Raw genomic sequence first — 24,035 nt, 5'->3', positions numbered from 1 at the left:
CGGCGGACAGGAGGTGCCCATGCCCGGTTCCCGTGAGGTCGTCCTCGTCGACGTCCCGGACCTCATCGACGACTACCTGTCCGTACGACTCGCCAACCTCGGCCGCGTGGCCCGTGTGACCAGCCGCGCCTTCGACGACGCCGCGCGGCTCGAGGAGCTCCTCGACCGCACCATGGTCACCGACCTCGTGGTCTGGCTGACCGACGACCCGGACGACTCCCTGGTCCGCCGGGCGGTGGCGGCCATGGTGCCCGGGGTGGTGTCGGCGAGCGGCTGCGTCGTCACGCTCGCGGGGACGACGATGCCACCGGACCGTACGGCCTGGTTCCGCGAGGTCCACGAGGCCTACCCCGCAGCGCAGGTCCACATCCTGCGCCACGACCCCGTGGCCGGCGTGTTCTGGGACTGCCGGGGCGAGCTACAGACTCTCGACACCCGCGGCCACGTCCCGCTGCCGATGCTCGCCAAGGCGGTGGCCGACGTGATGACCGACCGCACCCCGGGCTACCGCGAGACCACCTTGTCAGCCACCCAGGAGATCGTCTGATGCGGCTTCCCCGACCGCGGGGGCCGCTGAGTGCCCGCCTGCGCCACCTCCTGCTCGACGGGGACGGCCCGCTCGAGGAGCTCGACCGGACGGCAGAGGACCGCGCCGCCGCGGAACCACCGGCGACGGTCCTCGACGACCACGACCTCCAGCTCAGTCTCTGGATGATCTACGAGCTCAGCTTCCGCGGGTTCGAGGAGGTCGACGACCGCTGGGAGTCGGCGCCCGAGGTCGCCGGACTTCGCGCCGTGCTCGAGCGCCCGTTCGAGCAGGCGCTCCGCGACGTCACCGAGGGCTGGGTCAACCGGGCGCTCGGAGTCGACGGAGATGTGGCGGAGCAGGTCTTCGCCCTCGCCGAGGGCTTCGACGAGGGGCCGGACCTCTCCCGGTTCATCCGGCGCGACGCGACGCCCGACCAGGTGCGCGCCTTTCTCCGCCAGCGCAGCATCTACCACCTCAAGGAGGCGGACCCGCACACCTTCGTCATCCCGCGGCTGACCGGCCCGGCGAAGGCGCACCTCGTCGAGCTGCAGTACGACGAGTACGGCGGCGGCCGCAGCGGCTACCTCCACCACGAGCTGTTCGCGGTCACGCTCCGCGAGGCGGGGCTCGACGACGCGTACGGCGCCTACATCGAGGAGGCCGACGCGCCGACGCTGGCCGGCTCGAACGCGATGTCGCTGTTCTGCCTGCACCGCCGGCTGCGCGGTGCCGCCATGGGTCACCTCGCTGCGTTCGAGGCGACCAGCTCGATCCCGTGCCGCCGGATCGCCGCGGGCCTGCGCCGGACCGGGTTCGGGGACACCGCGGCGCGCTACTACGACGAGCACGTCGAGGCCGACGCCGTCCACGAGCAGCTCGCGGCCCGCGAGATCTGCGGCACGATGGTCCGGGCCGGGGACGTCACCGCCCGCGACGTGCTGTTCGGCGCCGCCGCCTGCCTCGTCCTCGACTCCCACCAGTCCGAGGCTCTGATGGCGCAGTGGGACAGCACCGACGAGCAAGCCCTGGAGGCAGCCCGATGAGCGGCCAGCCCCGGACACCTTCGGCCGAGGTCGTGCTCTGCCCCGGTGGACCGGCCCTGGTCCGCAGCGACGTCCTGGCCGTCGACGTGATCGTTTCCGACGACCAGCCGGCCGTGAAGCGTCCCGTGGTGGCGTTCTGCCGCTGCGGGCGCACCGGCCGCGAACCCTGGTGCGACGGCACGCACAAGCTCGCGCGCGGGTCGTCGTCCAAGAAGCTCCCGACGAGGAAGGACGAACGATGAAGGCAGTGACCTGGCAAGGACGACGCGACGTCCGCGTCGAGGAGGTCCCCGACCCCCGGATCGAGGAGCCGACCGACGCCATCATCCGCGTCACCAGCAGCGGCCTCTGCGGCTCGGACCTGCATCTGTACGAGGTGCTCGGGCCCTACATGACCCCAGGCGACGTGCTGGGGCACGAACCGCTCGGCATCGTCGAGGAGGTCGGGTCCGGAGTTCCCAACCTGGCCGTCGGCGACCGCGTCGTCGTCCCGTTCCAGATCTCGTGCGGCGCGTGCTGGATGTGCGACCGCGAGCTCTACAGCCAGTGCGAGACCACCCAGGTCCGCGAGCAGGGCAAGGGCGCCGCGCTCTTCGGCTACTCGGCGATGTACGGCCAGGTGCCTGGAGGGCAGGCGGAGTACCTTCGGGTCCCTCTCGCCTCGTCCACGGCGGTCCAGGTCGAGCACGGACCGCCCGACGACCGCTTCGTCTACCTCTCCGACGTCCTTCCCACGGCGTTCCAGGCCCTCGAGTACGCGGCCGTGCCGGACGGCGGGACCCTGCTCGTGCTGGGCCTCGGGCCGATCGGGCAGATGGCGGCACGCCTGGCGGTCCACCGGGGCGTCCGTGTGATCGGCGTCGATCTCGTCGACGACCGGCTCGCTCGCGCGTCGGCGCACGGTGCGGAGGTCCTCGACTCCCGGGAGGGCCATGTCGCCGAGCGGGTGAAGGATCTGACCGCAGGTCGCGGGCCCGAGAGCGTCGTCGACGCGGTCGGCATGGAGGCCCACGGGTCTCCTGTCGCCCAGGCGGCCCACACGGTGGTCGGCGTGCTCCCGGACATGCTGTCCAAGCCGCTGATGGAACACGTCGGCGTCGACCGGCTCGCGGCCCTGATGACGGCGATCGAGGTCGTGCAGCGTGGCGGCACGATCAGCCTGTCGGGCGTGTACGGCGGTGCCGCGGACCCGCTGCCGATGCTCGACCTCTTCGACAAGCAGGTGCAGCTGCGGATGGGCCAGGCCAACGTACGACGCTGGATCCCCCAGCTCCTGCCGCTCGTGCAGGATCCCTCGGACCCGCTCGACGTCGAGGGCTTCGCCACCCACCACCTGCCGCTCGACGAGGCGCCGTCGGCCTACGCGACGTTCCAGCGCAAGACCGACGGCGCCCAGAAGATCCTGTTCCGACCGTGACCGGGCCGGCAGGGTGGCGCGAGGGCGATCAGGCCTCCGAGATCTCCTGCACGACTCGGCCGACCACGTCGGCGTCGAGCGACCGCGCCACATCGGCCTGCGCGACCATGCCGACGAGGTCGTGGCCGTCGATCACCGGGAGCCGGCGGACGTCGTGGCGTGCCATCGTCCGGAGGGTCTCCTCCGCGGAGTCGTCGGCTCCGATGGTCACCGGCTTGCCCTGGGCGAGCGACCCCGCCGTGACCGAGGCGGGGTCGCCGCCGTCGGCGATGCACCGGATCACGATGTCGCGGTCGGTGAGCATGCCCTTCAGACGATCGTCCTCGCCGCAGATCGGCAGCGCGCCGACGTCGAGGTCGCGCATCTTCTGCGCCGCCTGCTGCAGGGTCTCGTTCTCCTGGACGCACTCCGCGCCCTCGGTCATGAGGTCTCGTGCCGTCGTCATCGTCGTCTCCGTTCCTCGGTTGGCGGTACCTGTGATGCCCTCGTCGGTACCCCGCGGCGCAGGCATCCATTCGCGTGCTTGCCAGCAGCACGGCCCATCCTCCAAGGTGGGGCCCTGACCGGGCTCGGACGCCCGGAGACGGAGGAGCCGATGACCGACGACGGGCGGGTGAAGGGCGAGACTCGCGACGAGCGGCTCACACGCAACTGGAACGAGCTCCTCCAGGAGCTGCGGGTCGCCCAGACCGGCGTCCAGATCCTCACCGCGTTCCTTCTCACCGTTCCGTTCACCGAGCGGTTCGAGGACCTCTCCGACGGCCAGGAGCTCGTCTACCTGGCGGTGCTCTCCGGCTCGGTGGCGGCGACGGCGCTCCTCGTGGCCCCGGTCGCCATGCACCGCGCACTCTTCCGTCAGGGTCAGCGACCCTGGCTCGTCCGTGCAGCGCACCGCTGCGCGAGCGTCGGTCTCGCCGCTCTGGCGATCACCGTCTCGGGCGTGCTCTGGCTGGTGTTCGACGTGGTGATCGGTCCGACCTGGGCCTGGTGGGCGTTCGCCGCGTCGGCACTGCTCTTCGGTTCCCTGTGGATCGCGCTGCCTCTGCTGAACCACAGGGCGCGATCGCGCGTCAGCTGAGCGACGGGAGCCTGCGGGTGGCGACGAGCTGCTCGGCGACCGTCCTCAGCTTGAGGTTGTGGTGCTGCGAGTAGCGCCGGAGCACCTCGAAGGCACGGGACTCGTCCAGGCCGAACCTCTCCATCAGGATGCCCTGCGCCTGCCCGATCAGCTTGCGCGCGTCGAGCGCGAGGTTGAGGTTGGCCTCCTGCTCCGACCGGGCGATCGCGATCGCCGCATGGCGCGCGAACAGGTGCGCGAGAGCAGCATCGTCCTCGTCGAAGTAGCGGGCCTCCTTCGAGTAGAGCGAGACCACACCGATGCGTCTGCCGCCGTGGGCCAGGCTCACCGCGAGCAGGCTCGCGACGCCGAGGTCGGCGAGCGCATCCGTCCACCGCGGCCAGCGGGTCTCCTCGCTCAGCTCGCCCGACCGGAGCGTCTGGTCCCAGGCGCCGTCGCAGCAAGGTCCCTCGCCCAGCTCTTCCTGCAGCTCGTCGGCCCGGAAGGCGACGTCACCGGTCGCTGCCACCGTCTCGATGCCTCCGCCGGCCCGGAGCATCGTCACACCGGCGTGGTCCATCTCGAGCATCTCGCACAGGTACTTGATGATCTGCTCCGCCGTCTCGTGCGGCGAGTCGGCCGAGTGCAGCTCCTCAGCGAGGTCTGTGAGCTCCCGGGGGTCGAGACCGTCGTCTGCCATGTCGTCCCCACATTCTTGCCAAGGATCGTGACCCCCGAATTCTAATCCCTCAGGAAGGAACGCGTCAGACTCGATCGGCGAGGTCCGCGCCCGTGCTCTCCCGAGCGCAGTGGGCGCAGCAGTACACGTCGCCGCCGACCTGCTGACCGTGGCCGACGACGGCGCAGCCGCAGTGGGCGCACCGAGGTGCGAGCGCGTGGATCGCACACTCGAAGCTGTCGAAGACCCGTGTCTCGTCGTCGGCGGTCGTGATGGTGAACGCGCCGTCGTACTGGTTGCCGCAGACGCTGCAGGTAGCCATGGTTCTCACTGCTCCTTCCGGCGCGAGGGGGTCCCTCGCGCGAGCGGACGGGAAGATGAAGGGTACGGCCGGTCGGCGCGGGCTCGCGCCGCCCTCGAGCGGTCGCGGTCCGTCCGCGAGACCGACGATCCGCGACTGGAGCTCGACGTCGTGGCCGACCGGGCGTCTGTTCGCCAGAGCACTCGGGAGTCGCGTGACGGCGTCGATGACACCCAGCACGCCGGCACGCCCTTCGCGGACGTGCCGGCCGATCCGCCGGGCGACGGTTCTGGCGGGGAGCCTCATGACGGCGGTGAGGACGTCGTTGCGCGCCAGTCGCCGCCGGCGCGCTCCGGTCGTCTTCCCCGGATCGGGGACGTGGCGGACGACGAGGTCGTCGAGGTAGCAGAGCCGGTGCCCTGCCTCGGCGAGGTCGAGGGCGACCCGCTCCTCCTCGCCGTGGATGTGGACGACGGAGTCGAAACCGCCGACCTCCAGCAGCGCCTCGCGCCGCACCACGACCGCGCACGCCATGAACCCGAGGACAGTCGTACCGGGATCGAGAGGTGATCGCGGGAGCGGCGAGCGGGCGAGCACCTCGCAGAACGGGTCGAGGGTGGCGTCCTCGCCGACCAGGACCCGCGCGGCGACCAGACCGATCGACGGATGGGCGTCGAGGACGTCGGCGGCGAGGGACAGCGAGCCGGGGGTCCACCACGAGTCGTCGTCGGCGAACGCGACGTACGGAGACTCTGCGGCCCGCGTGCCGACGTTGCGCGCGACCGCACCCGCGTTCTCTCCCAGCTCGATGACGCGTGCGTCCGGGGCGAGCTGGCGGGCCACCGCGGGAGAACCGTCGGTGGAGGCGTTGTCGACGACGATGAGGGGGCGGTGGTTTCGCTCGAGGGATGTGGAGAGCCGGTGGCGGCCGTCGTGCGTGATCACCACTGTCGTGACCCGGCCGTCCGGCTCCGGGCGGAGGCGCAATGCGGAAGACGTGGTCATGGGCCTTCGGTGCCCAATCGGGCTGCGCTCTATTCAGAATCGCCCCATCGGCGTTCGCTCACGACCTCGTGGTCGGGTCGGTGAAGCGTTTCGGCACCGAACCGTTTCTCCTGCCCAGTTCCTGGGAACCGAGGTGGGCATGGAGGACTTTCCGCGTGCTGCCGGCCGGCTGCTCGCCGTGCGGCTCGACAGTGCCGGCGACGTGCTGCTCGCCGGTCCGGCCGTGCGGGCGATGGCCGCCGCCGGCGAGGTCGATCTGCTCGTCGGCCCCGCCGGAGCCGACGCGGCCCGTCTCCTTCCGGGGGTCGATGAGGTCCACGTCTGGACCTGCCCGTGGATCGTCGCCGGCGCCCCTGCCGTGGACCCCGCCTCCCTGGACGACCTGGTGACGTCGCTCGCAGGCCGCTACGACCATGCGGTGGTCTTCACGTCCTTCCACCAGTCGGCGCTCCCGACCGCCCTGGTGCTGCGCCTCGCCGGCGTGAGTCGGATCAGCGCATACAGCGAGGACTATCCGGGCTCCCTGCTCGACGACCGGGTTGCACCGCCTGGAGACGTACCCGAGGCCGAACGTGCCCTTGACCTCGCCCGCCGTGCGGGCTTCGCGCTGCCGGCCGACGACGACGGGCGTCTGCGCGTCCGCCTCGGAGCCCCGACCGACGCGACCCCTCTCGGCCGCTTCGTCGTCGTCCACCCCGGGACGAGCGCGCCGGCGCGGGCGTGGGAACCCCGCAGGTGGAGGGCGTGCGTGCGGGCGCTGACACGTGCGGGTCATCAGGTAGCCGTCTCAGGGAGCCCGTCGGAGCGCGACCTGACCGCGTACGTCGCCGGTCCCGACGCGGTCGACCTCGGCGGCCGCACCACGTTGGCAGAGCTCGCCGTGGTGCTGTCGCGGGCCGACGCGCTCGTCGTCGCGAACACCGGGCCGGCGCACCTGGCCGCGGCGACCGGGACGCCCGTCGTGTCGCTCTTCGCGCCGACCGTCCCGCTGCGGCGGTGGGCGCCCTACGGCGTGCCGCTGGCCGTCCTCGGCGACCAGGACGCACCATGTCGCGGCACCCGCGCGGTGCGCTGCCCCGTGCCGGACCACCCCTGCCTCGGTTCGGTGACACCCGACGCCGTCGTCGAGGCGCTCACGAGCCTGCTGCGCGACTCCTCGGACGACGCAGCCCTCTCGGTCAAACCCCCTGTGACGAAAGACGAGGTGAATGCATGAGGATCGCCATGGTCTCCGAGCACGCCAGCCCGCTGGCGACGCTGGGAGGAGTCGACGCCGGCGGACAGAACGTCCACGTGGACGCGCTCGCGACCGGCCTGACCGCTCGGGGCAACGACGTCGTCGTCTACACGCGTCGAGACTCTCCACGACTTCCCGATCGGGTGACGACGCCCGGTGGCTACACGGTCGAGCACGTCCCTGCCGGGCCGCCGAGCGAGGTCCCGAAGGACGAGCTGTGGCCCTTCATGGGCGACTTCGCGGCGTACCTCGCACAGCGATGGGGGGAGAATCCCCCGGACGTGGTCCATGCGCACTTCTGGATGAGCGGAGCCGCCGCCACGTGGGCCGCCCGCCGCGTCGGAGTCCCTGTCGCCCAGACCTTCCACGCGCTCGGCGTCGTGAAGCGTCGCCACCAAGGCGTCGCGGACACCAGCCCGGCGGACCGGATCGAGGTCGAGGCCGAGCTCTGCCGGTCCGTCGACCTCGTCGTCGCGACCTGCACCGACGAGGTCCGCGAGCTCGTCGCGCTGGGGATCGACCCCGCGCACGTCCGGGTCGTGCCGTGCGGCGTCGACACCACACTCTTCCGGCCTCGGCACGCGGCGCCTCACCACCCGCCCCGCATCCTGAGCGTCGGGCGACTCGTCGAGCGCAAGGGCGTCGCCGACGTCGTCGCGGCCCTGGTGGGACTGCCGGAGGTCGAGCTGCACGTCGTCGGTGGTCCTTCGCAGGACGCCCTGGACCTCGACCCAGAAGTGGAGCGCCTGCGCGCGATCGCCGACGAGCACGGCGTCGGCGACCGGGTCGTCTTCCACGGCGGGATCGCCCGTGAGCAGATGCCCGAGATCTTCGCTGCGGCCGACGTCGTCGTCGCGACGCCGTGGTACGAGCCGTTCGGCATCGTGCCGGTCGAGGCGATGGCCTGCGGGCGCCCGGTGGTCGGCACGGCGGTCGGGGGGCTCCTCGACACGGTCGAGCCCGGCGTCACCGGGGAGCTCGTCCCTCCGCGCGACCCGGCCGCGCTCGCGCGCGTCCTCGGCGAGCTCCTCGCCGACCCGGAGCGTCGCGCCGCCTACGGGAAGGCCGGCGCGAAGCGAGCCGCGGCGTACGCGTGGGACGACGTCGCAAAACGGACGGAGGATGCACTGCGAGACCTCGTTCTCGCCGACCACAGCGAGGTGGTGCCGCGATGAGCACGACACAGCACGTCGCCCACCTGCGTGACGCGCTCGAGCGCTTCGAACACGGGTGCACGGTCCTGGAGGACTGGGGTTCCGCCCTCGTCCGGGTGCTCACCTCCGGCGGTCGGCTCCTCGCCGCGGGCAACGGCGGCAGCGCGGCTCAGGCCCAGCACCTCACCGCAGAGCTCGTCGGCCGCTACCAGGGAGAACGCCGGCCGTTCTCGGCGATCTGCCTCAGCGCCGAGACGTCGAGCCTCACCGCGATCACCAACGACTACCCGCCCGACGAGCTCTTCGCGCGCCAGGTCGAGGCGCACGGTCGACCGGGCGACGTCTTCGTCGGACTGTCGACAAGCGGCTCCAGCGCCAACGTCGTGAACGCCGCGCGTCGCGCACGTGCGTGCGGGTTGAAGGTCTGGGCGCTGACCGGACCCGCACCCAACCCGCTGGCCGACGCCTCCGACTCGTACGTGGCGGTCGAGGCGGCGTCGACCGCGACCGTCCAGGAGATGCATCTCGTCGCGCTGCACCTGCTGTGCGAGGTCTTCGACGAGCACCTTCGGATCAGCGAGCCCACCGGAGCCGTCGCCGACCTCGCCGAGGCACACCGGTGACGCCGCGCGTCCTCGTCCTCGGCGAGGCCCTGCTCGACGTCGACGTCGCGGGGCGCGCGTCCCGGCTGTCCCCGGACGCACCGGTGGCCGTGGTCGACGACCCCGTGGAGCGGCCACGCCCTGGGGGCGCTGCCCTGGCCGCCGCCCTCGCTGCGTCCGACGGAGCGGACGTCGTCCTTGCCACCCCGCTCGGCGACGACGCGGACGCAGACACCCTCCGCTCGGTGGTCCCGTCCGGAGTCGAGGTGATCGCGCTCCCTGCCGAGGGGGGTACGCCGGTCAAGCGGCGCGTCCTCGCCGCGGGTCAGGTCCTGGTCCGGTTGGACACGGGCGGCACGAGCGGCACGTGGGAGACGCCGCCGGCGGACCTCGACGCCGCGGTGCGCGACGTCGACGCGGTGCTGGTCGCCGACTACGGGCGTGGCCTGACCTCGATCCCGGCGTTCCAGCACCTGGTCACGCGCCTGGCCGAACGGGTCCCGGTCGTCTGGGACCCCCATCCCCGCGGCGCCGCGCCGGCCGCCGGCACGTGGCTCTTCCTTCCCAACCAGAGCGAGCTGTCGGCTCTCGACGGCACCGACGTGCACGCCGTGGGCGAGGTAGGGGACGCAGCCCGCCGGGTGCGCGAGCGCCTGGCGCCCCGGGCCCTCGCCGTCACGCTCGGCGACCGCGGTGCTCTCCTCGTCCAGGGCGACGCGCCACCCGCGGTGTTCGGCGTCGAGCCGGTGAACGGCCACGACACCTGCGGTGCCGGCGACCGCTTCGCCGCGGCGGCGACGGTGCGGCTCGCTCGCGGCGACGTGATGTCCGAGGCCGTCGAGCACGCCGTCCGGTCCGCAGCGTCGTTCGTCGCCGCAGGCGGGGCGGCGGCCTACGGCGAGGTCGGCACGAGCGCCGCCGCGACCGGATCGGGCAACGACGCCACCGACGGCCTCGACGTCCTCGCGCGCGTCCGTGCCGCCGGTGGCGTCGTCGTCGCCACGGGCGGTTGCTTCGACCTGCTGCACGCCGGCCACGTGGCGACGCTGGAGGCCGCTCGCCGGCTGGGCGACTGCCTGGTCGTGCTGCTCAACTCCGACGCGTCCGTCCGCGGGCTGAAGGGCCCGGGACGTCCGCTGGTCCCTGCGCGCGACCGTGCCCGCGTCCTGGCGTCGTTGGCCTGCGTCGACGCCGTCGTCGTCTTCGACGAGGACCGGCCGGACGCCGCGCTGCGCGACCTCCGGCCCCACCTGTGGGTGAAGGGCGGCGACTACGCCGGTGGCCCTCTCCCCGAGCAGCAGGTGCTCGACAGCTGGGGCGGGCGGAGCGTCGTGCTCCCCTACCTCAGCGGACGGTCCACGACCCGACTGGTCGCGGCCGCCAACGGGCACGCCTGAGGCGTTCCCGTCCCACCCCCATCACAGGAGGAACGATGACTGTCGGAACCGTTCTCGTCACCGGAGGCGCCTCCGGTCTCGGCGCGGCCGTCGCTGCGGCCGTCGACAAGGCCGGCGGCACCCCGTACGTCCTGGACCGCGTGGCGCCGGACTCGCCTTACGACCACACCGTCGTCGACCTCGCGGACACCGCTGCCGCGTCGCGTGCGGTCGAGGAGGCGATCGACCGGACCGGTGGTCTGCACGGCGTGGTGACCTGCGCCGGGACCGACGCGTGCGGGCGTCTCGAGGACGTCGCGACGGAGGACTGGGAGCGCGTGATCGCCGTCAACCTGCTGGGCACGGCCGCCGTGGTCCGCGCGGCACTGCCCTCGCTGCGCGCCGAACGCGGACGCATCGTGACGGTCGCCTCGACGCTCGGTCTGCGGGCCCTGCCGGATGCGACGGCGTACTGCGCCTCGAAGTTCGGCGTGGTCGGCTTCACCCGGGCCCTCGCGGCCGAGCTGGCCGGCGAGGTCGGCGTCACGATGCTGGTCCCCGGAGGGATGCGGACGGCGTTCTTCGACGGACGGACCGAGCAGTACAAGCCCCCGGCCGACGCGGTCCTCAACGACCCTGAGGACGTCGCGCGCGCTGTCGTCTTCGCCCTGGAGACACCCGCCGGGTGCGAGGTACGCGAGCTCGTCGTCACGCCCTCCGTCGAGCCGTCCTGGCCGTGAGCTCCCTGCCTGCGGCATCCTCCCGTCCGCGGGTCCTGGTGCTGCGGGCACTCGGCCTCGGTGACCTGCTCGCCGCGGTCCCCGCGCTGCGGGGACTGCGGCGGGGCCTGCCCCGGGCCGAGATCGTCCTCGTGGGCCCGCGCGACGCGGGTGGACTGCTGCGCGACGCCGGACTGGTCGACGAGGTAGTCCCGCACCAGGGCCTCGGACCGCTCCCGGGCGGAACCCACGGCGCCGACGTCGCGGTCAACCTTCACGGTCGGGGACCCCAGAGCCACCGCCTGCTGCTGAGCACACGGCCACGACGCCTCGTCGCGTTCGCGGACGCACTGACGCTCTCCTCCGGTCCCCCCTGGAGGGCGGACGAGCACGAGCGCGCGCGATGGTGCCGGCTGATCGACGAGGCGTACGACGTATCGGCGGACCCTGACGACACCGGGCTCGAGCTCGCGCTCGCCGAGCCGATCGTTCGCGGGGCCGTCGTCGTCCATCCCGGCGCAGCCGCAGGATCACGGCGCTGGCCCGCGGAGAGGTGGGCCTCGGTCGCGTCGACGCTGGCGGGCACCAGGCCCGTCGTCGTCACGGGATCACCCCGAGAACGTCCGCTCGCCGAGCAGGTCGCCGCCCTCGCCGGGCTGCCGCCGGAGTCGGTGCTGGCCGGCAGGACCGACGTACGGGCGCTCGCCGCCGTGGTCGCGTCGGCGCGACTCCTGCTCTCGTCCGACACCGGCGTCGCTCATCTCGCCCCGGCGTTCGGGACACCGTCGGTCACCCTCTTCGGACCGACCTCGCCGGCGACGTGGGGTCCGCCCCGGGGACGTGGGCACCGGGTCCTGTGGCACGGCGACGAGGGCCCCGTGCCGCACCGCGGCGATCCGCACGACGACCACCTCGATCCTGCGCTGGCCGCGATCACCGCCGAGGAGGTCCTCGCCCTCGCCCGCACGGCTCTGCGGGCGGGAATGCCGACCGCCGACGTGGGTACCGCCTCCACATGAGCGACTTCGATCGGCGGCGGCGACTCCTTCCCGGCGTGGCCTCGTGACCCCCGGCGCCCTCACCGACGCCCACGTGCTCGTCACCGGCGGAGCAGGGTTCCTCGGCTCCACCCTGTGTGAGTCGCTGCTCGCGTCCGGTGCCCGCGTCACCTGCGTCGACGACGAGTCCACCGGCTCCGCGGCGAACGTCGTGGCAGCGGCCAGGATCCCTCGGTTCCGTCTCGTGATCGCCGACGTCTCGGATCTCGACGCCGCCGACGCCCGTGGGGGCCACGGCCGGATCGACGTGCTCATCCACCTCGCCGCGACCGCGTCCCCGGTCCACTACCTCCGCATGCCGGTGCACACGCTGCGCTCGGGCAGCGCCGGGACGATGCGTGCGCTGGAGCTCGCCGCCGAGGACGACGCGCGCTTCGTCCTCGCGTCGACCTCGGAGGTGTACGGCGACGCCGAGGTCACGCCTCAGCCGGAGGAGTACTGGGGCAACGTCAACCCGATCGGACCGCGCGCCGTCTACGACGAGTCCAAGCGCTTCTCCGAGGCGGCAACGTTCGCGTTCCGGCGCTCGCGCGACCTCGACGTCGGTGTCGTTCGCATCTTCAACACCTACGGGCCCCGCATGGCTCTCGACGACGGCCGGGTCGTGACCACCTTCCTCGCCCAGGCGTGGCGCGGAGAGCCGCTCACCGTCCAAGGAGACGGCTCGCAGACCCGCTCGTTCTGCTACGTCGACGACACGGTGCGCGCTCTGGTCGCGATGGCGACCGCGGACGAACCGGGTCCCGTCAACGTGGGCAACCCGCACGAGATCACCATGCTCGAGCTGGCCGAGCAGGTGCTGAAGGCGACGGGGTCGCACTCCGAGGTCGTTCACGTCGACCTTCCGCAGGACGATCCGGCGCGACGCTGCCCCGACATCACGCGCGCGATGGAGACGCTGGGGTGGAAGCCCGAGGTGGACCTCGAGGACGGCCTCGCGCGGACGGCCGCCTGGGTGCGCGACCAGATCAACGGCGCCGCTCCGCCCACAGGACCACCGCATCGACAGCGGAGCTCAGATCAGGTCGTACGAACGTCGCCGCCGCGACCTCCTCAGGACGGGTGACGTCGTTCGGGACGAGGATGCCGCGAGCCCCGGCGGCGCGCGCGGCCTCGACGTCGGCTCCGATGTCACCGATCACGACGCACCGCTCGGGCGGCACGTCGAGCGTCGCGCACGCCTCGAGAACCATGCGGGGCGCCGGCTTGCGGCACGCGCACCCGTCCTCGGGCGCGTGCGGGCACACCTTGGTCACGTCGAACGGGCCGAGCAGCTCCTCGACCCGGCGGTTCACGGCATCGACCTGCTCGCGCTCGAGGAAGCCTCGGCCCACCCCTGACTGGTTGGTGAGCAGCCCGACGTACGCGCCGGCGCCTCGTAGTCGCGCCACGGCCTGCTCGGCGCCCTCGACCGGCTCGACCTTCTCGGGGTCGCCGTTGTAGGGCACGTCCCGGACCAGCGTCCCGTCGCGGTCCAGCAGGACCAGCCAGCGGTGCGACGGCCACGGCTCCTCGCGGCGGTGGAGGACGGCTCCGCGCGCGGCGTGCCAGGTGGCAGCCGGAGGGATCACCGCGCTGGTCATGAGCATCCGCACCGTCTCCGCACGGGAGCGGGATCCCGGGAGCCAGCGGGCGAGGAAGAGCTCGGCGGTCCCCGCCGCCCAGCCGCCGAGCGCTGCGGAGGCGATCCACGGTCGACGGGCGACCAGCGCGGTCACGCCGGCAGCCCCGAGGGCAGTCACGGCCGCGTGACGCCGCAGCCGACCCGGAGGTGCTTCCGCCCGCGTACGCCAGTCGCGTCCGTGGAGCGCACGCATGAGGCGGTCGTCGGCGTTGCCGCGCTGTGCACGCACGCTGACGCCGGCACGCTCGGCGCGGACCGGGTGGACGACCAGACGACGGCCTCGCACGAGGCGGGCGCCCGTCGCCGCGACCCGCAGAGCGAGGTCGGCGTCCTCGCGGTAGGCGCGCGGGAACCGTTCGTCGAAGCCGCCGGCCGCGACGAACGCCGCACGGCGGTACGACATGTCGGCGGTGATCCAGCGCGCCGTCGCGAGCCCCGCCGTGGCGCGCGCGAAGTCGTCGGGGCGCCGGTCGGCCGGCAGAGGGACCTCCACCCGACCCTGCGTCCCGGCCACGTCGGGAGCGACGGACTGCAGGTCGCGCACGAGGTGCGCGGCCCACCCCGGTTCCGGCTCGACGTCGTCGTCGAGGAACGAGATCCACGGTGTCCTGGCCCGTGCCGCTCCGAGGTTGCGAGCGGCCGCCGGCCCACGCCCGTACGAGCGGACGACGCTCAGCCACGGCCGCGAACCGTCGGGCGGGAGCGCCGGCACGACCTCCTGCAGCGGTCGTTCGTCGTCTGCCGGCCGGTCGTCGACGACGACCACCGCGGCGACTCCCGGATGGGCAGGGGCGAGGAACGTCGCGAGCACCCGCGCCAGCGAGGGGCGTCCGATCGTGGGTACGACGACGGTGGTATCGGCCGTCACCACGCCGGCCGGGGTCATCGGCCCCGCTCCCCGCGCCCGTGGACCGGCGGGCGGGTCAGGACGTACGGACCTATCACGAGCATCTCGACCGGAGCCGATCCGAACAGCTCGAGGGCGTCTCGCGGTGAGTCCACCATCGGCCGCCCGGCCGTGTTCAGGCTGGTGTTCACCAGCACCGGGACGCCCGTACGCTCCTCGAAGGCGTCGAGCAGCGCGGCGACCCTCGGCTCGCTCGTCCGGTCGACGGTCTGCACCCGCGCCGTGCCGTCGACGTGCACGACGGCAGGGATACGGTCGCGCCACTGCGGTCGGACGTCGTGGACGAAGAGCATGTGCGGCGACGGGAGCGGGCCCCGCTCGAAGATCGACGCGGCACGCTCCTCCAGCACCATCGGCGCGACCGGGCGGAAGCTCTCGCGCCCCTTCACGGCGTTGAGACGATCGAGGTTCTGGGCGTCCCGGGGGTCGGCGAGGAGCGAACGGTGGCCGAGTGCCCGGGGGCCGAACTCGCTGGCGCCCTGGAACCAGGCGACGATCCCACCGGCGGCGAGCCTGTCGGCCACGGTCGCCGCGAGATCGGCCGGGCGCTCGACCGGCCAGTGCGCCGTACGCAGTGCGGCCTCGATCTCGTCGTCGTCGAACCGGCTGCCGAGGCCCGCGCCCGGCCACGGGTGCGTGGGGCCGTCACCCGCCGCGACCTGCAGCGCCGCGCCGAGCGCCGTACCCGCGTCACCTGCGGCGGGCTGAGGGAGGATCGCCGTGTACGGGGTCTCGGCGAAGAGGCGCGTGTTGGCGACGCAGTTCAGCGCGACGCCGCCGGCGAGCGCGAGACTCTCGCCACCAGTCTGGTCGTGCAGCCACCGTGCAAGGTCGATGAGCGTGTCCTCGAGGACCCGCTGCGCACTCGCGGCGAGGTCGGCGTGGTCACGCGTCCACGACTCGTCGTCGGCGCGTGGCTTCGCGAACGCCGACCAGTCGACCTGCTCGGTGACGAACCCGCCTGCTCCGTCGGCGTGGATCCGCTCGCGCAGGGCGTCGGCGTGCCGTGCGCTGCCGTACGAGGCCAGCGCCATCACCTTGTACTCGTCGCTGCTGCGGAGGAAGCCGAGGTGCTCGGTCAGGTCCTCGTACAGCAGGCCGAGGGAGTGCGGCAGCCGCTGACCGGCGAGCGGGTGGAGAACCCCGCCCTCGTACCGACCCGCCAGGTGGCTCGTCGCCTCCCCGCGCCCGTCCAGGACGAGGACGTCGGTGTCGCCGGCGGTGAGGGCCAGCCCGGCGGAGGCGGCGTGCGCGACGTGGTGCGGCACGAACCGGACCACCGCGGGATCGAGTCCGGGGAGCGCGGTCGCGAGAAACCCGGGCGCGTGCTCGGCATAGCGCTGCCGGAGCCCGTCCCACGGGTCGTGCAGGCCGAGGGCCTCGATCGGCTCGGCCAGCGAGGGGTCGTACGCGTACGCCACCACGTCGAGGTCGGCCGGGTCGAGGCCGGCGCGCGAGAGGCACCACCTCATCGCCTGCTCCGGCAGCTCCCACGCGGCGAAGGGCACGGGTCTCTTGCCGTGCTTGCGTCGGCTGAACCGCTCCTCCTCGGCGGCGGCGACGACTCGCCCGTCGACGACCAGGGCCGCCGACGGGTCGTGGAACAGCGCGTTGACTCCGAGGACCTTCATGGTCGTCCGTTGCCCCGAAAGCGCGCCGGTGAAACGCGTCTTCCACGCATGACCGCCTCGGTCCCGGGCACCCCAAGACGGTGAGAGCATCGGTGATCGGAACGGGATACCTGGGCGCCACGCACGCCGCGTGCCTTGCCGCAGCAGGGCACGACGTGGTCGCTCACGACGTCGACCCCACCCGCCTCGAGGCATTGTCGGCGGGCCGTGCGCCCTTCCACGAGCCTGGTCTGGCCGACCTCCTGCAGGAGGGGGTCGGCAGCGGACGGCTGAGATTCACGACCGACGTCGCCGACGTCGCCGACGCCGAGGTGCACTTCCTCTGCGTCGGGACACCGCAGCAGCGTGGTGGCCGTGGCGCCGACCTCGGCGCACTCCGTACGGCCGCAGCCGCCGTCGCTCGGCACGCGCGACGTGACTGCCTGGTCGTGGGCCGGTCGACGGTCCCCGTCGGCACCGCGGACGACCTGCTCGGAGTCCTCGAGGCAGAGGCGCAGGTCTCCGTCTCGTTGGCATGGAACCCGGAGTTCCTCCGCGAGGGCCGTGCCGTGCAGGACTCGCTGCACCCCGACCGGCTCGTGCTCGGCGTCCGCGACGACGCGTCGTACGCGGTCCTCGCCGAGGTGTACGCGCGGTGGCTGAGCGAGGGCACGCCGGTGGTGCGCACCGACCTGCGGACGGCGGAGCTCGCGAAGGTCTCGGCGAACGTCATGCTGGCGGCGCGCATCTCGGTCGTGAACGTGCTCGGGGAGGTGTGCGAGCGCTCCGGCGCCGACATCGACGACCTGGTCCGCATCCTCGGTGCTGATCCTCGCATCGGCACCGACGTGCTCCAGCCCGGCCTCGGGTACGGCGGGAGCTGCCTTCCGAAGGACACGCGAGCGTTCGTCGCCCGGGCCGGTGAGCTGGGCGTCGAGTCAGCCGCGCTGCTCCACCACGTCGACCTGGTCAACATGCGCCAGCGCGCCCGCGCGGTCGACATCGTGCGCGAGCTGTGGGGCGAGCGGCGACGTGTGGCGGTGCTCGGCGTCGCTTTCAAGCCGGGCTCCGACGACGTCCGCGACTCCCCTGCTCTCGATGTCGCGACGACGCTGCAACGGCTCGGAGCCGACGTGCGGGTCCACGACCCGCGCGCTGCGGGGTCGGCAGCGCGGGTCGCCGACCGGCTGTCGTACGCCGACTCGGCGGAGGAGGCCTGCGCCGACGCGGACGTCGTGACGGTGCTGACCGCGTGGGAGGACTACATCGGACTCGATCCCGTCGCGCTGCGAGGAGCCGTCGCGTCCCCGGTGGTGGTCGACGCCCGCACGTGCCTCGACGCAGACAAGTGGCGCGCGGCGGGATGGTCGTTCCACGGCCTCGGGAGGTCGGCGTGCGCATCCTGATCTGGCACGTGCACGGGTCGTGGGCGACGTCGTTCGTCCAGGGTCCGCACGAGTACCTCGTCCCGGTGAACGCCGCGCGCGACGCCGACGGGCGCGGGCGTGCACGGACCTGGGACTGGCCGGCCACCGTGCGCGAGGTGACGGCCGAGGAGCTGGCGAGCGCCGCCGTCGACGCCGTCGTCCTCCAGCGACCGCACGAGGAGGAGCTCCTCCGGACGTGGACGGGACTTCGCGCGGGGGTCGATGTGCCCGCCGTGTACGTCGAGCACAACACACCTCCGGGCGACGCCGTCCGTACCCGCCACCCGTACGCCGACCGGCGCGACGTGCCGATCGTGCACGTGACGCCGTTCAACCGGGCGTACTGGGACTGCGGCAGCGCACCGACGTTCGTCGTCGAGCACGGAATCGTCGACCCGGGGCACCGCTTCACGGGTGAGTGGCCGCGCGCGGCGGTCGTGATGAACGAGCCCGTGCGTCGCACCCGGGTCCTCGGCACCGACCTTCTTCCGACGATCGTGCAGTCGGTGCCGCTCGACGTGTTCGGGATGGGCGTCGCGCCGCTGGCCGACGTCGACTGGGCGGGCGGACGCGTGTGGGCGTTCGAGGACCTTCCGCAGGACACCATGCACGAGGAGGTCGCACGGAGGCGCGTCTACGTCCACACGGCGCGCTGGACCTCGCTCGGTCTGTCGCTGCTCGAGGCCATGTTCCTCGGGCTGCCGGTCGTCGCGTTCGCGGGCACCGAGGCCCCGCGCGCCGTCGGCGACGCGGGGTTCACGTCGGCCGACCCCAGAGAGCTCCGCGACGCGGCCGCCCGGTTCGTCGCCGAGCCGACGCTCGCCGAGGAGACCGGTGCGGCCGCGCGCGAACGGGCCCGTGCCCGCTTCGGCCTCGAGCGCTTCCTCGCCGACTGGGAGGCGGTGCTCGACGAGGTTCGAGCGGGGGTCAGGAGCCGGGCCACTCTCCCGTGACGCGCTGGAAGCCCTTCGCGCCCCCGCGGTCGATGGCCGCCTTCACGACGGAGTAGATGACCCCCTGGATGGCCGAGGCGATGAGGATCTCGCGCCAGCTGTACGAGTCAGCCGCGAGGGGGTTGGGCGCCTCGTCCTCGTCGGAGACCTTCTTCCACACCTGCTTGAAGATCGCTCCAGCGATCAGACCGCCGGCGATACCGGTCAGGAGGCCGATGGGTCGGTACGCCAGCTTCGCTGCCTTGGGCATCAGGTGTTCCTCTCGTCGTTCTCGTCGGGTACGGTGCCAGGTCCTCGCGGATCCTCCGGGTACGGCTCGTTGGGCCGTGGTGCGTCCGGACTGGTCCGCGGGTCGGTGGCAGGGTCTGTGACGGGGTCGTCGCCGCTGGGCTCGGTCTTCGGCGTCCCCCCGCCGTCGTCCTCGGGCCCGAGACGAGGCCGTACACGCACCTTCTCGATCACGGTGGAAGTCATGTCCTGCGGGTGCCCGGACGCCCGCGGAACATGCGCAGGCCCTAGGTCTCGTCGCGCGAGTCGTTGCCCACGTCGAAGCGGTCCCGGTAGCGCTCCTGCGCTTCGTCCAGCGCAGCCTTGCCGATCACCGCCACCGGCGCGATCTCGTCGACGATCGGCTCGTGGTCCGGCCCCGACCCGACACGCCTACCCCGAAGCAGCCACGGGAAGCGGTCGGACTCGGTGCCGAGCTCGGCGTACTTGCAGATGCGTCGTGCGACCCAGTCGGACGTCGGGCGCCTCCACCACGGCTCGGGGTCGACGGTCGTCACCGACCACCCCGGCAGGTCCTGGCCGCTCTCGTAGTCACGGCTGGGCCCGTCCTTCAGATCTCGCTCCGGGCCTTCCGAGTAGCGGAGGTAGAGCCCGGGACAGGCCTCGACCAGGGCGACGACGTCGGCGAACGTCTCGAGCTCCCGCATGGCCGTCACCGCCGGGCTTCGGCCGTCGCTCGCTCGTTGGCATGCTGCAGCGCGTCCACGAGCTCGGCCTTCGTCATCCGAGACCGGCCGGGGACGTCCAGGCGCTTCGCCAGTGCGTACAGGTGCTCCTTGCTGGCGGAGGCATCGACGCCGCCGGCGGTGGGACGATCGGTGCCGCGCCCACCTTTCGCCTGTGCGTCGGACGGACCTCGTCGCTCCTTCGGCTCCCAGCGGTCGCCCACCTTCTCGAAGCTGTGCTTCAGCGCCGCGTACGCGACCTGGTGCGCGCGTGCGCCGTCTCCGTACTCCTCAGCGGCTGCGTCGTGCGCCTTCGCGAACGTCCGTTGCGCCTTCGCGCTCGAGCGGGCCACCGGGGCGGGGAGCTCCTCCTTGCGCGGCTTGCCGTCCTTGCGTGTCATCGGCATGGTGATCCTCCTTCGTCAGTCCGTCAGCAGCTTCAGCACCGCACGCTCCAGAGCGGGCCGGTCGCGCTCCTCGTCGATCCGCGGCCCGAGGCGGTGGAGGGTCGGCGCGACGGTCACCCCTTCGTCGAACAGCTCGACGACCCGCGGGTTGACGTACGACGCACGGGCGACGGCCGGCGTGTTGCCGAGCACGTCGGAGACCTCGCGCATCGTCGCCGCGACGGCGCGCCGTCGTGCGCGCTCCGACGTGGCCGTGCCGTCCACGGAGGCGAGCGAGACCGCGGCCAGCACGGTCGCGTGCCATGTCCGGAAGTCCTTGGCCGTCATGTCGGCGCAGACCCGCTCCTGCAGGTACGCGTTCACGTCGGGGCTGGACAGCTCGCTCCACCGCCGACGCTCCTGGAAGGCGAGCAGCGTCTCGCCGCCGCGACGTCGCCGCATCGGTCCGACGACGTCGTACGCCAGCGGGTCACCGACGACCACACGCTGCGCGACCCCGGCCTTCCCCTCGTAGGCGAACTCCATGGTCGACCGGTCGCGTCTGAGGGTCACGTGGTCCTTGCGCAGCGTCGCCAGTCCGTACCCGCCGCCCTCGGCGGCGTACCGGTCGTTGCCCACCCGGAACAGCCCGCGATCGAGCAGCCGGAACGCTGCCCCCAACGCCCGCTCACGCGTCACCCCGGTCGCGTCCAGGTCCCGAAGGACCCGCTCGCGGCCCTCCGGTAGCCGGTGCGCGACCTCCAGCACCCGCTCGTGCTTCTCCTGCTCCATCCGCTCGCGCCACAGCGGGTGGTAGAGGTACTGGACGCGTCCGGCGACGTCGCGTCCGGTCGCCTGCAGGTGTCCGGAGGGCCAGCGGCAGATCCACACGTCTTCCCACGCGGGTGGGATCGCGAGGGCGACGCAGCGCTCGCGGTCGCTCCCGGTGAGGACCTGGCCGCGCTCGTCGAGGTACTGGAACCCTCGCCCCGCGCGCCGCCTCGTCCACCCGCGCTCGTTGCGTGAGACCGTGCGGAACCTCATCGCTCGACGCTACGCCGCGCGCAGACCGTCACCCAGTCCCTCACGCAGCTGGGCGGTGATCCGGGTGAGGATCCGGGAGACCTGCATCTGCGTCACGCCGAGCTGGCCTGCGATCTGCTCCTGGGTCCACTGGTGGAAGTACCGAAGGGCGAGCGTCTCGCGGTCGCGGTCGCTGAGGCGACGGACGAGCGGCGCGAGCGACGCCTTCTCCTCGGCACGGGTGAACCCGTCGTCGACATCACCCAGGACGTCGGCGAGCGTGCCGACGCCGTTGCCTCCGGGCGACTCGAGCGACGACGCGTGGTAGCAGCCGTCGGCAGCGATCGCCTCCTCGACCTCCTCGAGAGCGATGCCGAGACTGTCGGCGACGTGCTGGGCGGTCGGTGTCTCGCCGAGCTCCTGCACGAGCTCCTCGACACAGGCCGTGACCTGCGCACGGGTCTCCTGGACGCGTCGCGCCGGCCGGACCATCCAGCAGCTGTCGCGGAACCAGCGGCGGACCTCGCCACGGATCGTGGGGACCGCGTAGGTGAGGAAGTCGTGGCCCATGTCGGGGTCGAACCCGCGGGCCGCCTTGGCGAGGCCGACGTACGCGACCTGCTCGAGGTCGTCCGCGTCGATGCCGCGGTTGCGGTACTGGGAGGCCACCGCACGGGCCACGCCCATGTTGACCTCGACGAGGCGCGCACGGAGCGCCTCGCGGTGGACCTCGTCGGCGTCGGCCAGTGCCTCGCACAGCTCGGTCGTGACGGACCTGCGGTCTTCGCGACTCAGATCGTGGGAGGGATCGTACGGTCGCTCGAGGATGGTTCCTGGATCAGACATAGCACGCTCCGACTCAAAAAGTTCGAGAACGTGGCACGCTGTTTGACCACTTGCCTCCTTTTCTAGCAGCACTCGACGGGCGTGTCGAGTGGACCGCCGACGGCTCAGGGCCGCCAGAAGCCCTCTCCGGCCCGCGCCTGGCCCGCGGCATCGCGCATGGTGCCCGTCCATACGGGCCCGTGGCCCGGGAAGAGCGTGGCCGCGTCCACCGCCGCGATCGCGTCGAGCGAGCGTCGCGCGGCGTCGCGGTCGTGGGAGAACGGCCGGACGATCAGCTGAGGGCCGTGCTTGCGGGACACGGCGTGCGCCGTGATCAGTGCGTCGCCGGACACGAGCACGCCGGATCCCGGCAGGTGGAACGCGGTGTGGCCGTCGGTGTGGCCCGGCGTCGGCACAGCGACGGGCGAGCCGGGAAGGTCGAGCCGGCCGGCGTCGTACGCCTGGGCCTCGGGGATCCCGTCTCGGTCGGTGCCGCCGAGCTTCGTGATGTCAAGGAGCCAACCGACGGCGCCGTGACGCCAGATCACCATCGGGAGGGCCGCGGGGCCGAGCTGCTGGAGGTGGTCTCGGCGAGCGTGCGGGACCTCGGCCTCACCGGTCCAGACGTCGATGTCGTACGCCGCTGCGATCCGCGCTGCGCCGCCGAGGTGGTCGACGTGCGCGTGCGTCAGGAGGATACCTCGGATGTCGCGCATCTGGTGCCCGATCTCACGGACGGACCGCTCGACGTCCTCGACGTTGCCGGGATAGCCGCCGTCGATGAGGGTGAGATCGTGCCCGTCCTCGACGAGCACCCAGTTCACGTGCTCGGTCGAGACGTGGTACGCGTCGCCGATGCGGGTGATCGAGTACGGCGTGGTCACCGGCGCTCCCCGTGCTCGTCGGACACCGCCGTGCCCGCGACCTCGACCGCCAGGGGAGGCCGCTCGGAGCGCGACCGGAGAACCTCGTAGCGGGTGAGCGCCCACGCGCCCGCGTCGCGGAGCCACGAGGCGGCGGAGGGATCGAGCGTGGCGACGCGCATCGCACGCGACATGCGCGTCGCCACCCAGAAGCAGAGCGGCAGTGGACCGGACGCCAGGCCGAGCACCACGAGGATCATGCCCATCAGGAAGCCGGTGCCGTGATCGCTCATCAGGACGACCGGCGCGGTCCACATCGCAAGGCCGATGATCACGCAGCACCCGAGGGCGACCTCGAACCGGGTCCAGCGTTCCTGCACCCGCAGGACGAGGAGGATGACGCCCGGCACGGCGAGCGCGAGGACGAGCACCGAGACCGGCTGGAGCGCCATGGGCACGATCAGCCCGAGGAACGAGGCGCCGGCGACGTACAAGGACGCCATCATCACCGAGAAGCCCCAGGACGGTCCGACCACGGCGACGGCGAACGTCGCTGCCTCGGCAAGCGTGATCGGATCGTTGGTCCGCGCCGCACTCAAGGTCGCCTCCGTCACCCGCACCAGGTGCAACCGCGAGCCACCCTGCTCGACGTAGCTCCTGGCTGATCCCGCCGCGAACCTAGTGCGTCGCATCGAGATGCGTCAACCGACGGTCGAGGGTTCTGGACGTGGTGTCGCGGGGAAGTCGCCGGCCGCAGCACGAAGCCTCTGGAGGAGCGCGAAGGTGGCGTCCTGCTCGACGGTGTCGAGACCGGTGATCGCGAAGTCGATGGCCGTCAGCGCGGTGGTCGCCTCGGCGACGACCGACCTCCCCGCGGCGGTGAGGGACGCGAGTGTGCGGCGTCGGTCGCCGGGGTCCGCGTCTCGCCTGACGAGCCCCTGGGCCTCGAGCCGGTCGATCGCGTTCGTCACCGACGTCGGGTGCACCATCAGGCGCTCGCCGATCTTGCTGAGGGGCAGCGACCCCGCCTGGCTGAACGTCAGCAGGACGAGCACCTCGTAGCGGGCGAACGTGATCGCGTACGGCTTGAGCGCGGCGTCGAGCTCGGCCAGGAGCAGCTGCTGGACCCGCATCACGGAGGTGGCGAGCCGCATGGCGGTCGCGTCGCCGAAGTGCGACTCCCACAGCTCGCCCGCGCGTTCGACCGGGTCGAACGGGAGGCGGTGTCCGTCAGGCATGCCGCTCACACTACCGGCGCTGGCTCGACATTACTAGGACGACCGACTA

The 24,035-nt window shown here is 72.6% G+C and carries 28 protein-coding genes; 14 read left to right on the top strand and 14 right to left on the bottom strand.

The window, feature by feature from the left end:
- The first annotated feature begins 19 nt into the window (after positions 1-19).
- From AB3M34_RS04475 to AB3M34_RS04460, 4 genes are read left to right on the top strand one after another with little or no spacing between them, the layout of a single operon-like run.
- Positions 20-547 carry a hypothetical protein gene (locus AB3M34_RS04475; protein WP_370617888.1) on the top strand — a complete coding sequence of 176 codons (528 nt, stop codon included), beginning with the start codon at positions 20-22 and terminating at the stop codon, positions 545-547.
- Positions 547-1,572: an iron-containing redox enzyme family protein gene (locus AB3M34_RS04470; protein ID WP_370617887.1), complete on the top strand. Its 1,026-nt coding sequence runs from the start codon at positions 547-549 to the stop codon at positions 1,570-1,572. Before AB3M34_RS04475 ends, AB3M34_RS04470 begins: the two co-directional genes overlap by 1 nt.
- The gene (locus tag AB3M34_RS04465) at positions 1,569-1,814 is read left to right on the top strand and encodes a CDGSH iron-sulfur domain-containing protein (RefSeq protein WP_370617886.1); all 246 of its coding nucleotides are present in this window, start codon (positions 1,569-1,571) and stop codon (positions 1,812-1,814) included. Before AB3M34_RS04470 ends, AB3M34_RS04465 begins: the two co-directional genes overlap by 4 nt.
- Positions 1,811-2,989: an alcohol dehydrogenase catalytic domain-containing protein gene (locus tag AB3M34_RS04460; protein ID WP_370617885.1), complete on the top strand. Its 1,179-nt coding sequence runs from the start codon at positions 1,811-1,813 to the stop codon at positions 2,987-2,989. Before AB3M34_RS04465 ends, AB3M34_RS04460 begins: the two co-directional genes overlap by 4 nt.
- 28 nt (positions 2,990-3,017) lie before the next feature.
- On the opposite strand, the gene AB3M34_RS04455 is transcribed toward AB3M34_RS04460, so the two are convergent.
- Positions 3,018-3,434, bottom strand: coding sequence for a CBS domain-containing protein (locus AB3M34_RS04455; RefSeq protein ID WP_370617884.1), 417 nt, complete (start codon positions 3,432-3,434; stop codon positions 3,018-3,020).
- A 150-nt stretch (positions 3,435-3,584) separates the two neighbouring features.
- Between AB3M34_RS04455 and AB3M34_RS04450 the strand changes: the two genes are divergently transcribed.
- Positions 3,585-4,067: a DUF6328 family protein gene (locus AB3M34_RS04450; protein WP_370617883.1), complete on the top strand. Its 483-nt coding sequence runs from the start codon at positions 3,585-3,587 to the stop codon at positions 4,065-4,067.
- Here the strand turns inward: AB3M34_RS04450 and AB3M34_RS04445 are convergent.
- Both AB3M34_RS04445 and AB3M34_RS04440 read right to left on the bottom strand, forming a co-directional pair.
- Positions 4,060-4,746 carry a GAF and ANTAR domain-containing protein gene (locus tag AB3M34_RS04445; RefSeq protein WP_370617882.1) on the bottom strand — a complete coding sequence of 229 codons (687 nt, stop codon included), beginning with the start codon at positions 4,744-4,746 and terminating at the stop codon, positions 4,060-4,062. The two genes, AB3M34_RS04450 and AB3M34_RS04445, sit on opposite strands and share 8 nt — an antisense overlap.
- A gap of 64 nt (positions 4,747-4,810) precedes the next feature.
- Positions 4,811-6,031: a glycosyltransferase family 2 protein gene (locus AB3M34_RS04440; protein WP_370617881.1), complete on the bottom strand. Its 1,221-nt coding sequence runs from the start codon at positions 6,029-6,031 to the stop codon at positions 4,811-4,813.
- Positions 6,032-6,170: 139 nt separating this feature from the next.
- Between AB3M34_RS04440 and AB3M34_RS04435 the strand changes: the two genes are divergently transcribed.
- The 7 genes from AB3M34_RS04435 to AB3M34_RS04405 are packed head-to-tail and all read left to right on the top strand — an operon-like array spanning position 6,171 to position 13,243.
- Complete coding sequence (locus tag AB3M34_RS04435; protein WP_370617880.1) at positions 6,171-7,247, top strand: glycosyltransferase family 9 protein; 1,077 nt, start codon at positions 6,171-6,173, stop codon at positions 7,245-7,247.
- A complete protein-coding gene (locus AB3M34_RS04430) occupies positions 7,244-8,443 on the top strand; it encodes a glycosyltransferase (RefSeq protein ID WP_370617879.1) in 1,200 nt (399 codons plus the stop codon). The genes AB3M34_RS04435 and AB3M34_RS04430 overlap by 4 nt, the downstream gene beginning before the upstream one ends.
- The gene (locus AB3M34_RS04425; protein ID WP_370617878.1) at positions 8,440-9,045 is read left to right on the top strand and encodes a D-sedoheptulose-7-phosphate isomerase; all 606 of its coding nucleotides are present in this window, start codon (positions 8,440-8,442) and stop codon (positions 9,043-9,045) included. Before AB3M34_RS04430 ends, AB3M34_RS04425 begins: the two co-directional genes overlap by 4 nt.
- Positions 9,042-10,421, top strand: a complete 1,380-nt coding sequence (locus tag AB3M34_RS04420; RefSeq protein ID WP_370617877.1) for a PfkB family carbohydrate kinase — start codon at positions 9,042-9,044, stop codon at positions 10,419-10,421. The genes AB3M34_RS04425 and AB3M34_RS04420 overlap by 4 nt, the downstream gene beginning before the upstream one ends.
- 35 nt (positions 10,422-10,456) lie before the next feature.
- Complete coding sequence (locus tag AB3M34_RS04415) at positions 10,457-11,140, top strand: SDR family oxidoreductase (protein ID WP_370617876.1); 684 nt, start codon at positions 10,457-10,459, stop codon at positions 11,138-11,140.
- The gene (locus AB3M34_RS04410; RefSeq protein WP_370617875.1) at positions 11,137-12,138 is read left to right on the top strand and encodes a glycosyltransferase family 9 protein; all 1,002 of its coding nucleotides are present in this window, start codon (positions 11,137-11,139) and stop codon (positions 12,136-12,138) included. Before AB3M34_RS04415 ends, AB3M34_RS04410 begins: the two co-directional genes overlap by 4 nt.
- A gap of 43 nt (positions 12,139-12,181) precedes the next feature.
- Positions 12,182-13,243 carry an NAD-dependent epimerase/dehydratase family protein gene (locus AB3M34_RS04405; protein WP_370617874.1) on the top strand — a complete coding sequence of 354 codons (1,062 nt, stop codon included), beginning with the start codon at positions 12,182-12,184 and terminating at the stop codon, positions 13,241-13,243.
- Here the strand turns inward: AB3M34_RS04405 and AB3M34_RS04400 are convergent.
- Together AB3M34_RS04400 and AB3M34_RS04395 are read right to left on the bottom strand one after the other, a co-directional pair.
- Positions 13,146-14,687, bottom strand: a complete 1,542-nt coding sequence (locus tag AB3M34_RS04400) for an HAD-IIIA family hydrolase (RefSeq protein ID WP_370617873.1) — start codon at positions 14,685-14,687, stop codon at positions 13,146-13,148. The two genes, AB3M34_RS04405 and AB3M34_RS04400, sit on opposite strands and share 98 nt — an antisense overlap.
- Positions 14,684-16,339: a carbamoyltransferase family protein gene (locus AB3M34_RS04395; protein ID WP_370617872.1), complete on the bottom strand. Its 1,656-nt coding sequence runs from the start codon at positions 16,337-16,339 to the stop codon at positions 14,684-14,686. The genes AB3M34_RS04400 and AB3M34_RS04395 overlap by 4 nt, the downstream gene beginning before the upstream one ends.
- A gap of 92 nt (positions 16,340-16,431) precedes the next feature.
- On the opposite strand from AB3M34_RS04395, the gene AB3M34_RS04390 reads away from it, so the two are divergent.
- Together AB3M34_RS04390 and AB3M34_RS04385 are read left to right on the top strand one after the other, a co-directional pair.
- Positions 16,432-17,724: a UDP-glucose dehydrogenase family protein gene (locus AB3M34_RS04390; RefSeq protein WP_370617871.1), complete on the top strand. Its 1,293-nt coding sequence runs from the start codon at positions 16,432-16,434 to the stop codon at positions 17,722-17,724.
- Positions 17,712-18,698, top strand: coding sequence for a glycosyltransferase (locus tag AB3M34_RS04385; RefSeq protein WP_370617870.1), 987 nt, complete (start codon positions 17,712-17,714; stop codon positions 18,696-18,698). Before AB3M34_RS04390 ends, AB3M34_RS04385 begins: the two co-directional genes overlap by 13 nt.
- Here the strand turns inward: AB3M34_RS04385 and AB3M34_RS04380 are convergent.
- From AB3M34_RS04380 to AB3M34_RS04340, 9 genes are all read right to left on the bottom strand, one after another.
- Positions 18,673-18,948, bottom strand: coding sequence for a DUF4235 domain-containing protein (locus AB3M34_RS04380; protein WP_370617869.1), 276 nt, complete (start codon positions 18,946-18,948; stop codon positions 18,673-18,675). The genes AB3M34_RS04385 and AB3M34_RS04380 overlap by 26 nt on opposite strands.
- Positions 18,948-19,172 carry a hypothetical protein gene (locus tag AB3M34_RS04375; RefSeq protein WP_370617868.1) on the bottom strand — a complete coding sequence of 75 codons (225 nt, stop codon included), beginning with the start codon at positions 19,170-19,172 and terminating at the stop codon, positions 18,948-18,950. The genes AB3M34_RS04380 and AB3M34_RS04375 overlap by 1 nt, the downstream gene beginning before the upstream one ends.
- A 41-nt stretch (positions 19,173-19,213) precedes the next feature.
- A complete protein-coding gene (locus tag AB3M34_RS04370) occupies positions 19,214-19,633 on the bottom strand; it encodes a DUF6098 family protein (protein ID WP_370617867.1) in 420 nt (139 codons plus the stop codon).
- A 5-nt stretch (positions 19,634-19,638) separates the two neighbouring features.
- Positions 19,639-20,058 (bottom strand): ChaB family protein, encoded by a 420-nt coding sequence (locus AB3M34_RS04365; RefSeq protein ID WP_370617866.1) that lies wholly within the window; start codon positions 20,056-20,058, stop codon positions 19,639-19,641.
- Positions 20,059-20,073: 15 nt separating this feature from the next.
- Positions 20,074-21,081 (bottom strand): DNA topoisomerase IB, encoded by a 1,008-nt coding sequence (locus AB3M34_RS04360; RefSeq protein ID WP_370617865.1) that lies wholly within the window; start codon positions 21,079-21,081, stop codon positions 20,074-20,076.
- Positions 21,082-21,090: 9 nt separating this feature from the next.
- Positions 21,091-21,906 carry a sigma-70 family RNA polymerase sigma factor gene (locus tag AB3M34_RS04355; RefSeq protein ID WP_370617864.1) on the bottom strand — a complete coding sequence of 272 codons (816 nt, stop codon included), beginning with the start codon at positions 21,904-21,906 and terminating at the stop codon, positions 21,091-21,093.
- A 104-nt stretch (positions 21,907-22,010) separates the two neighbouring features.
- Complete coding sequence (locus AB3M34_RS04350) at positions 22,011-22,769, bottom strand: MBL fold metallo-hydrolase (protein ID WP_370617863.1); 759 nt, start codon at positions 22,767-22,769, stop codon at positions 22,011-22,013.
- Entirely contained in the window at positions 22,766-23,440 is a 675-nt protein-coding gene (locus AB3M34_RS04345; protein ID WP_370617862.1) for a hypothetical protein, read from the bottom strand. The genes AB3M34_RS04350 and AB3M34_RS04345 overlap by 4 nt, the downstream gene beginning before the upstream one ends.
- Before the next feature lie 9 nt (positions 23,441-23,449).
- Complete coding sequence (locus tag AB3M34_RS04340; RefSeq protein WP_370617861.1) at positions 23,450-23,986, bottom strand: MarR family winged helix-turn-helix transcriptional regulator; 537 nt, start codon at positions 23,984-23,986, stop codon at positions 23,450-23,452.
- Positions 23,987-24,035: the final 49 nt, after the last annotated feature.

The organism is Mumia sp. Pv4-285, from assembly GCF_041320275.1.
Lineage (GTDB): Bacteria > Actinomycetota > Actinomycetes > Propionibacteriales > Nocardioidaceae > Mumia > Mumia qirimensis.
This window is presented reverse-complemented; position numbering and strand designations above follow the sequence as displayed.

What these genes read in the sequence shown, in the direction of transcription:
- AB3M34_RS04475 (WP_370617888.1), top strand. Translation starts at nt 20, where the DNA reads ATGCCCGGTTCCCGTGAGGTCGTCCTCGTCGACGTCCCGGACCTCATC.
- AB3M34_RS04470 (WP_370617887.1), top strand. Translation starts at nt 547, where the DNA reads ATGCGGCTTCCCCGACCGCGGGGGCCGCTGAGTGCCCGCCTGCGCCAC.
- AB3M34_RS04465 (WP_370617886.1), top strand. Translation starts at nt 1,569, where the DNA reads ATGAGCGGCCAGCCCCGGACACCTTCGGCCGAGGTCGTGCTCTGCCCC.
- AB3M34_RS04460 (WP_370617885.1), top strand. Translation starts at nt 1,811, where the DNA reads ATGAAGGCAGTGACCTGGCAAGGACGACGCGACGTCCGCGTCGAGGAG.
- AB3M34_RS04455 (WP_370617884.1), bottom strand. Translation starts at nt 3,434, where the DNA reads ATGACGACGGCACGAGACCTCATGACCGAGGGCGCGGAGTGCGTCCAG.
- AB3M34_RS04450 (WP_370617883.1), top strand. Translation starts at nt 3,585, where the DNA reads ATGACCGACGACGGGCGGGTGAAGGGCGAGACTCGCGACGAGCGGCTC.
- AB3M34_RS04445 (WP_370617882.1), bottom strand. Translation starts at nt 4,746, where the DNA reads ATGGCAGACGACGGTCTCGACCCCCGGGAGCTCACAGACCTCGCTGAG.
- AB3M34_RS04440 (WP_370617881.1), bottom strand. Translation starts at nt 6,031, where the DNA reads ATGACCACGTCTTCCGCATTGCGCCTCCGCCCGGAGCCGGACGGCCGG.
- AB3M34_RS04435 (WP_370617880.1), top strand. Translation starts at nt 6,171, where the DNA reads ATGGAGGACTTTCCGCGTGCTGCCGGCCGGCTGCTCGCCGTGCGGCTC.
- AB3M34_RS04430 (WP_370617879.1), top strand. Translation starts at nt 7,244, where the DNA reads ATGAGGATCGCCATGGTCTCCGAGCACGCCAGCCCGCTGGCGACGCTG.
- AB3M34_RS04425 (WP_370617878.1), top strand. Translation starts at nt 8,440, where the DNA reads ATGAGCACGACACAGCACGTCGCCCACCTGCGTGACGCGCTCGAGCGC.
- AB3M34_RS04415 (WP_370617876.1), top strand. Translation starts at nt 10,457, where the DNA reads ATGACTGTCGGAACCGTTCTCGTCACCGGAGGCGCCTCCGGTCTCGGC.
- AB3M34_RS04400 (WP_370617873.1), bottom strand. Translation starts at nt 14,687, where the DNA reads ATGACCCCGGCCGGCGTGGTGACGGCCGATACCACCGTCGTCGTACCC.
- AB3M34_RS04395 (WP_370617872.1), bottom strand. Translation starts at nt 16,339, where the DNA reads ATGAAGGTCCTCGGAGTCAACGCGCTGTTCCACGACCCGTCGGCGGCC.
- AB3M34_RS04380 (WP_370617869.1), bottom strand. Translation starts at nt 18,948, where the DNA reads ATGCCCAAGGCAGCGAAGCTGGCGTACCGACCCATCGGCCTCCTGACC.
- AB3M34_RS04375 (WP_370617868.1), bottom strand. Translation starts at nt 19,172, where the DNA reads ATGACTTCCACCGTGATCGAGAAGGTGCGTGTACGGCCTCGTCTCGGG.
- AB3M34_RS04370 (WP_370617867.1), bottom strand. Translation starts at nt 19,633, where the DNA reads ATGCGGGAGCTCGAGACGTTCGCCGACGTCGTCGCCCTGGTCGAGGCC.
- AB3M34_RS04365 (WP_370617866.1), bottom strand. Translation starts at nt 20,058, where the DNA reads ATGCCGATGACACGCAAGGACGGCAAGCCGCGCAAGGAGGAGCTCCCC.
- AB3M34_RS04360 (WP_370617865.1), bottom strand. Translation starts at nt 21,081, where the DNA reads ATGAGGTTCCGCACGGTCTCACGCAACGAGCGCGGGTGGACGAGGCGG.
- AB3M34_RS04355 (WP_370617864.1), bottom strand. Translation starts at nt 21,906, where the DNA reads ATGTCTGATCCAGGAACCATCCTCGAGCGACCGTACGATCCCTCCCAC.
- AB3M34_RS04345 (WP_370617862.1), bottom strand. Translation starts at nt 23,440, where the DNA reads ATGCGACGCACTAGGTTCGCGGCGGGATCAGCCAGGAGCTACGTCGAG.
- AB3M34_RS04340 (WP_370617861.1), bottom strand. Translation starts at nt 23,986, where the DNA reads ATGCCTGACGGACACCGCCTCCCGTTCGACCCGGTCGAACGCGCGGGC.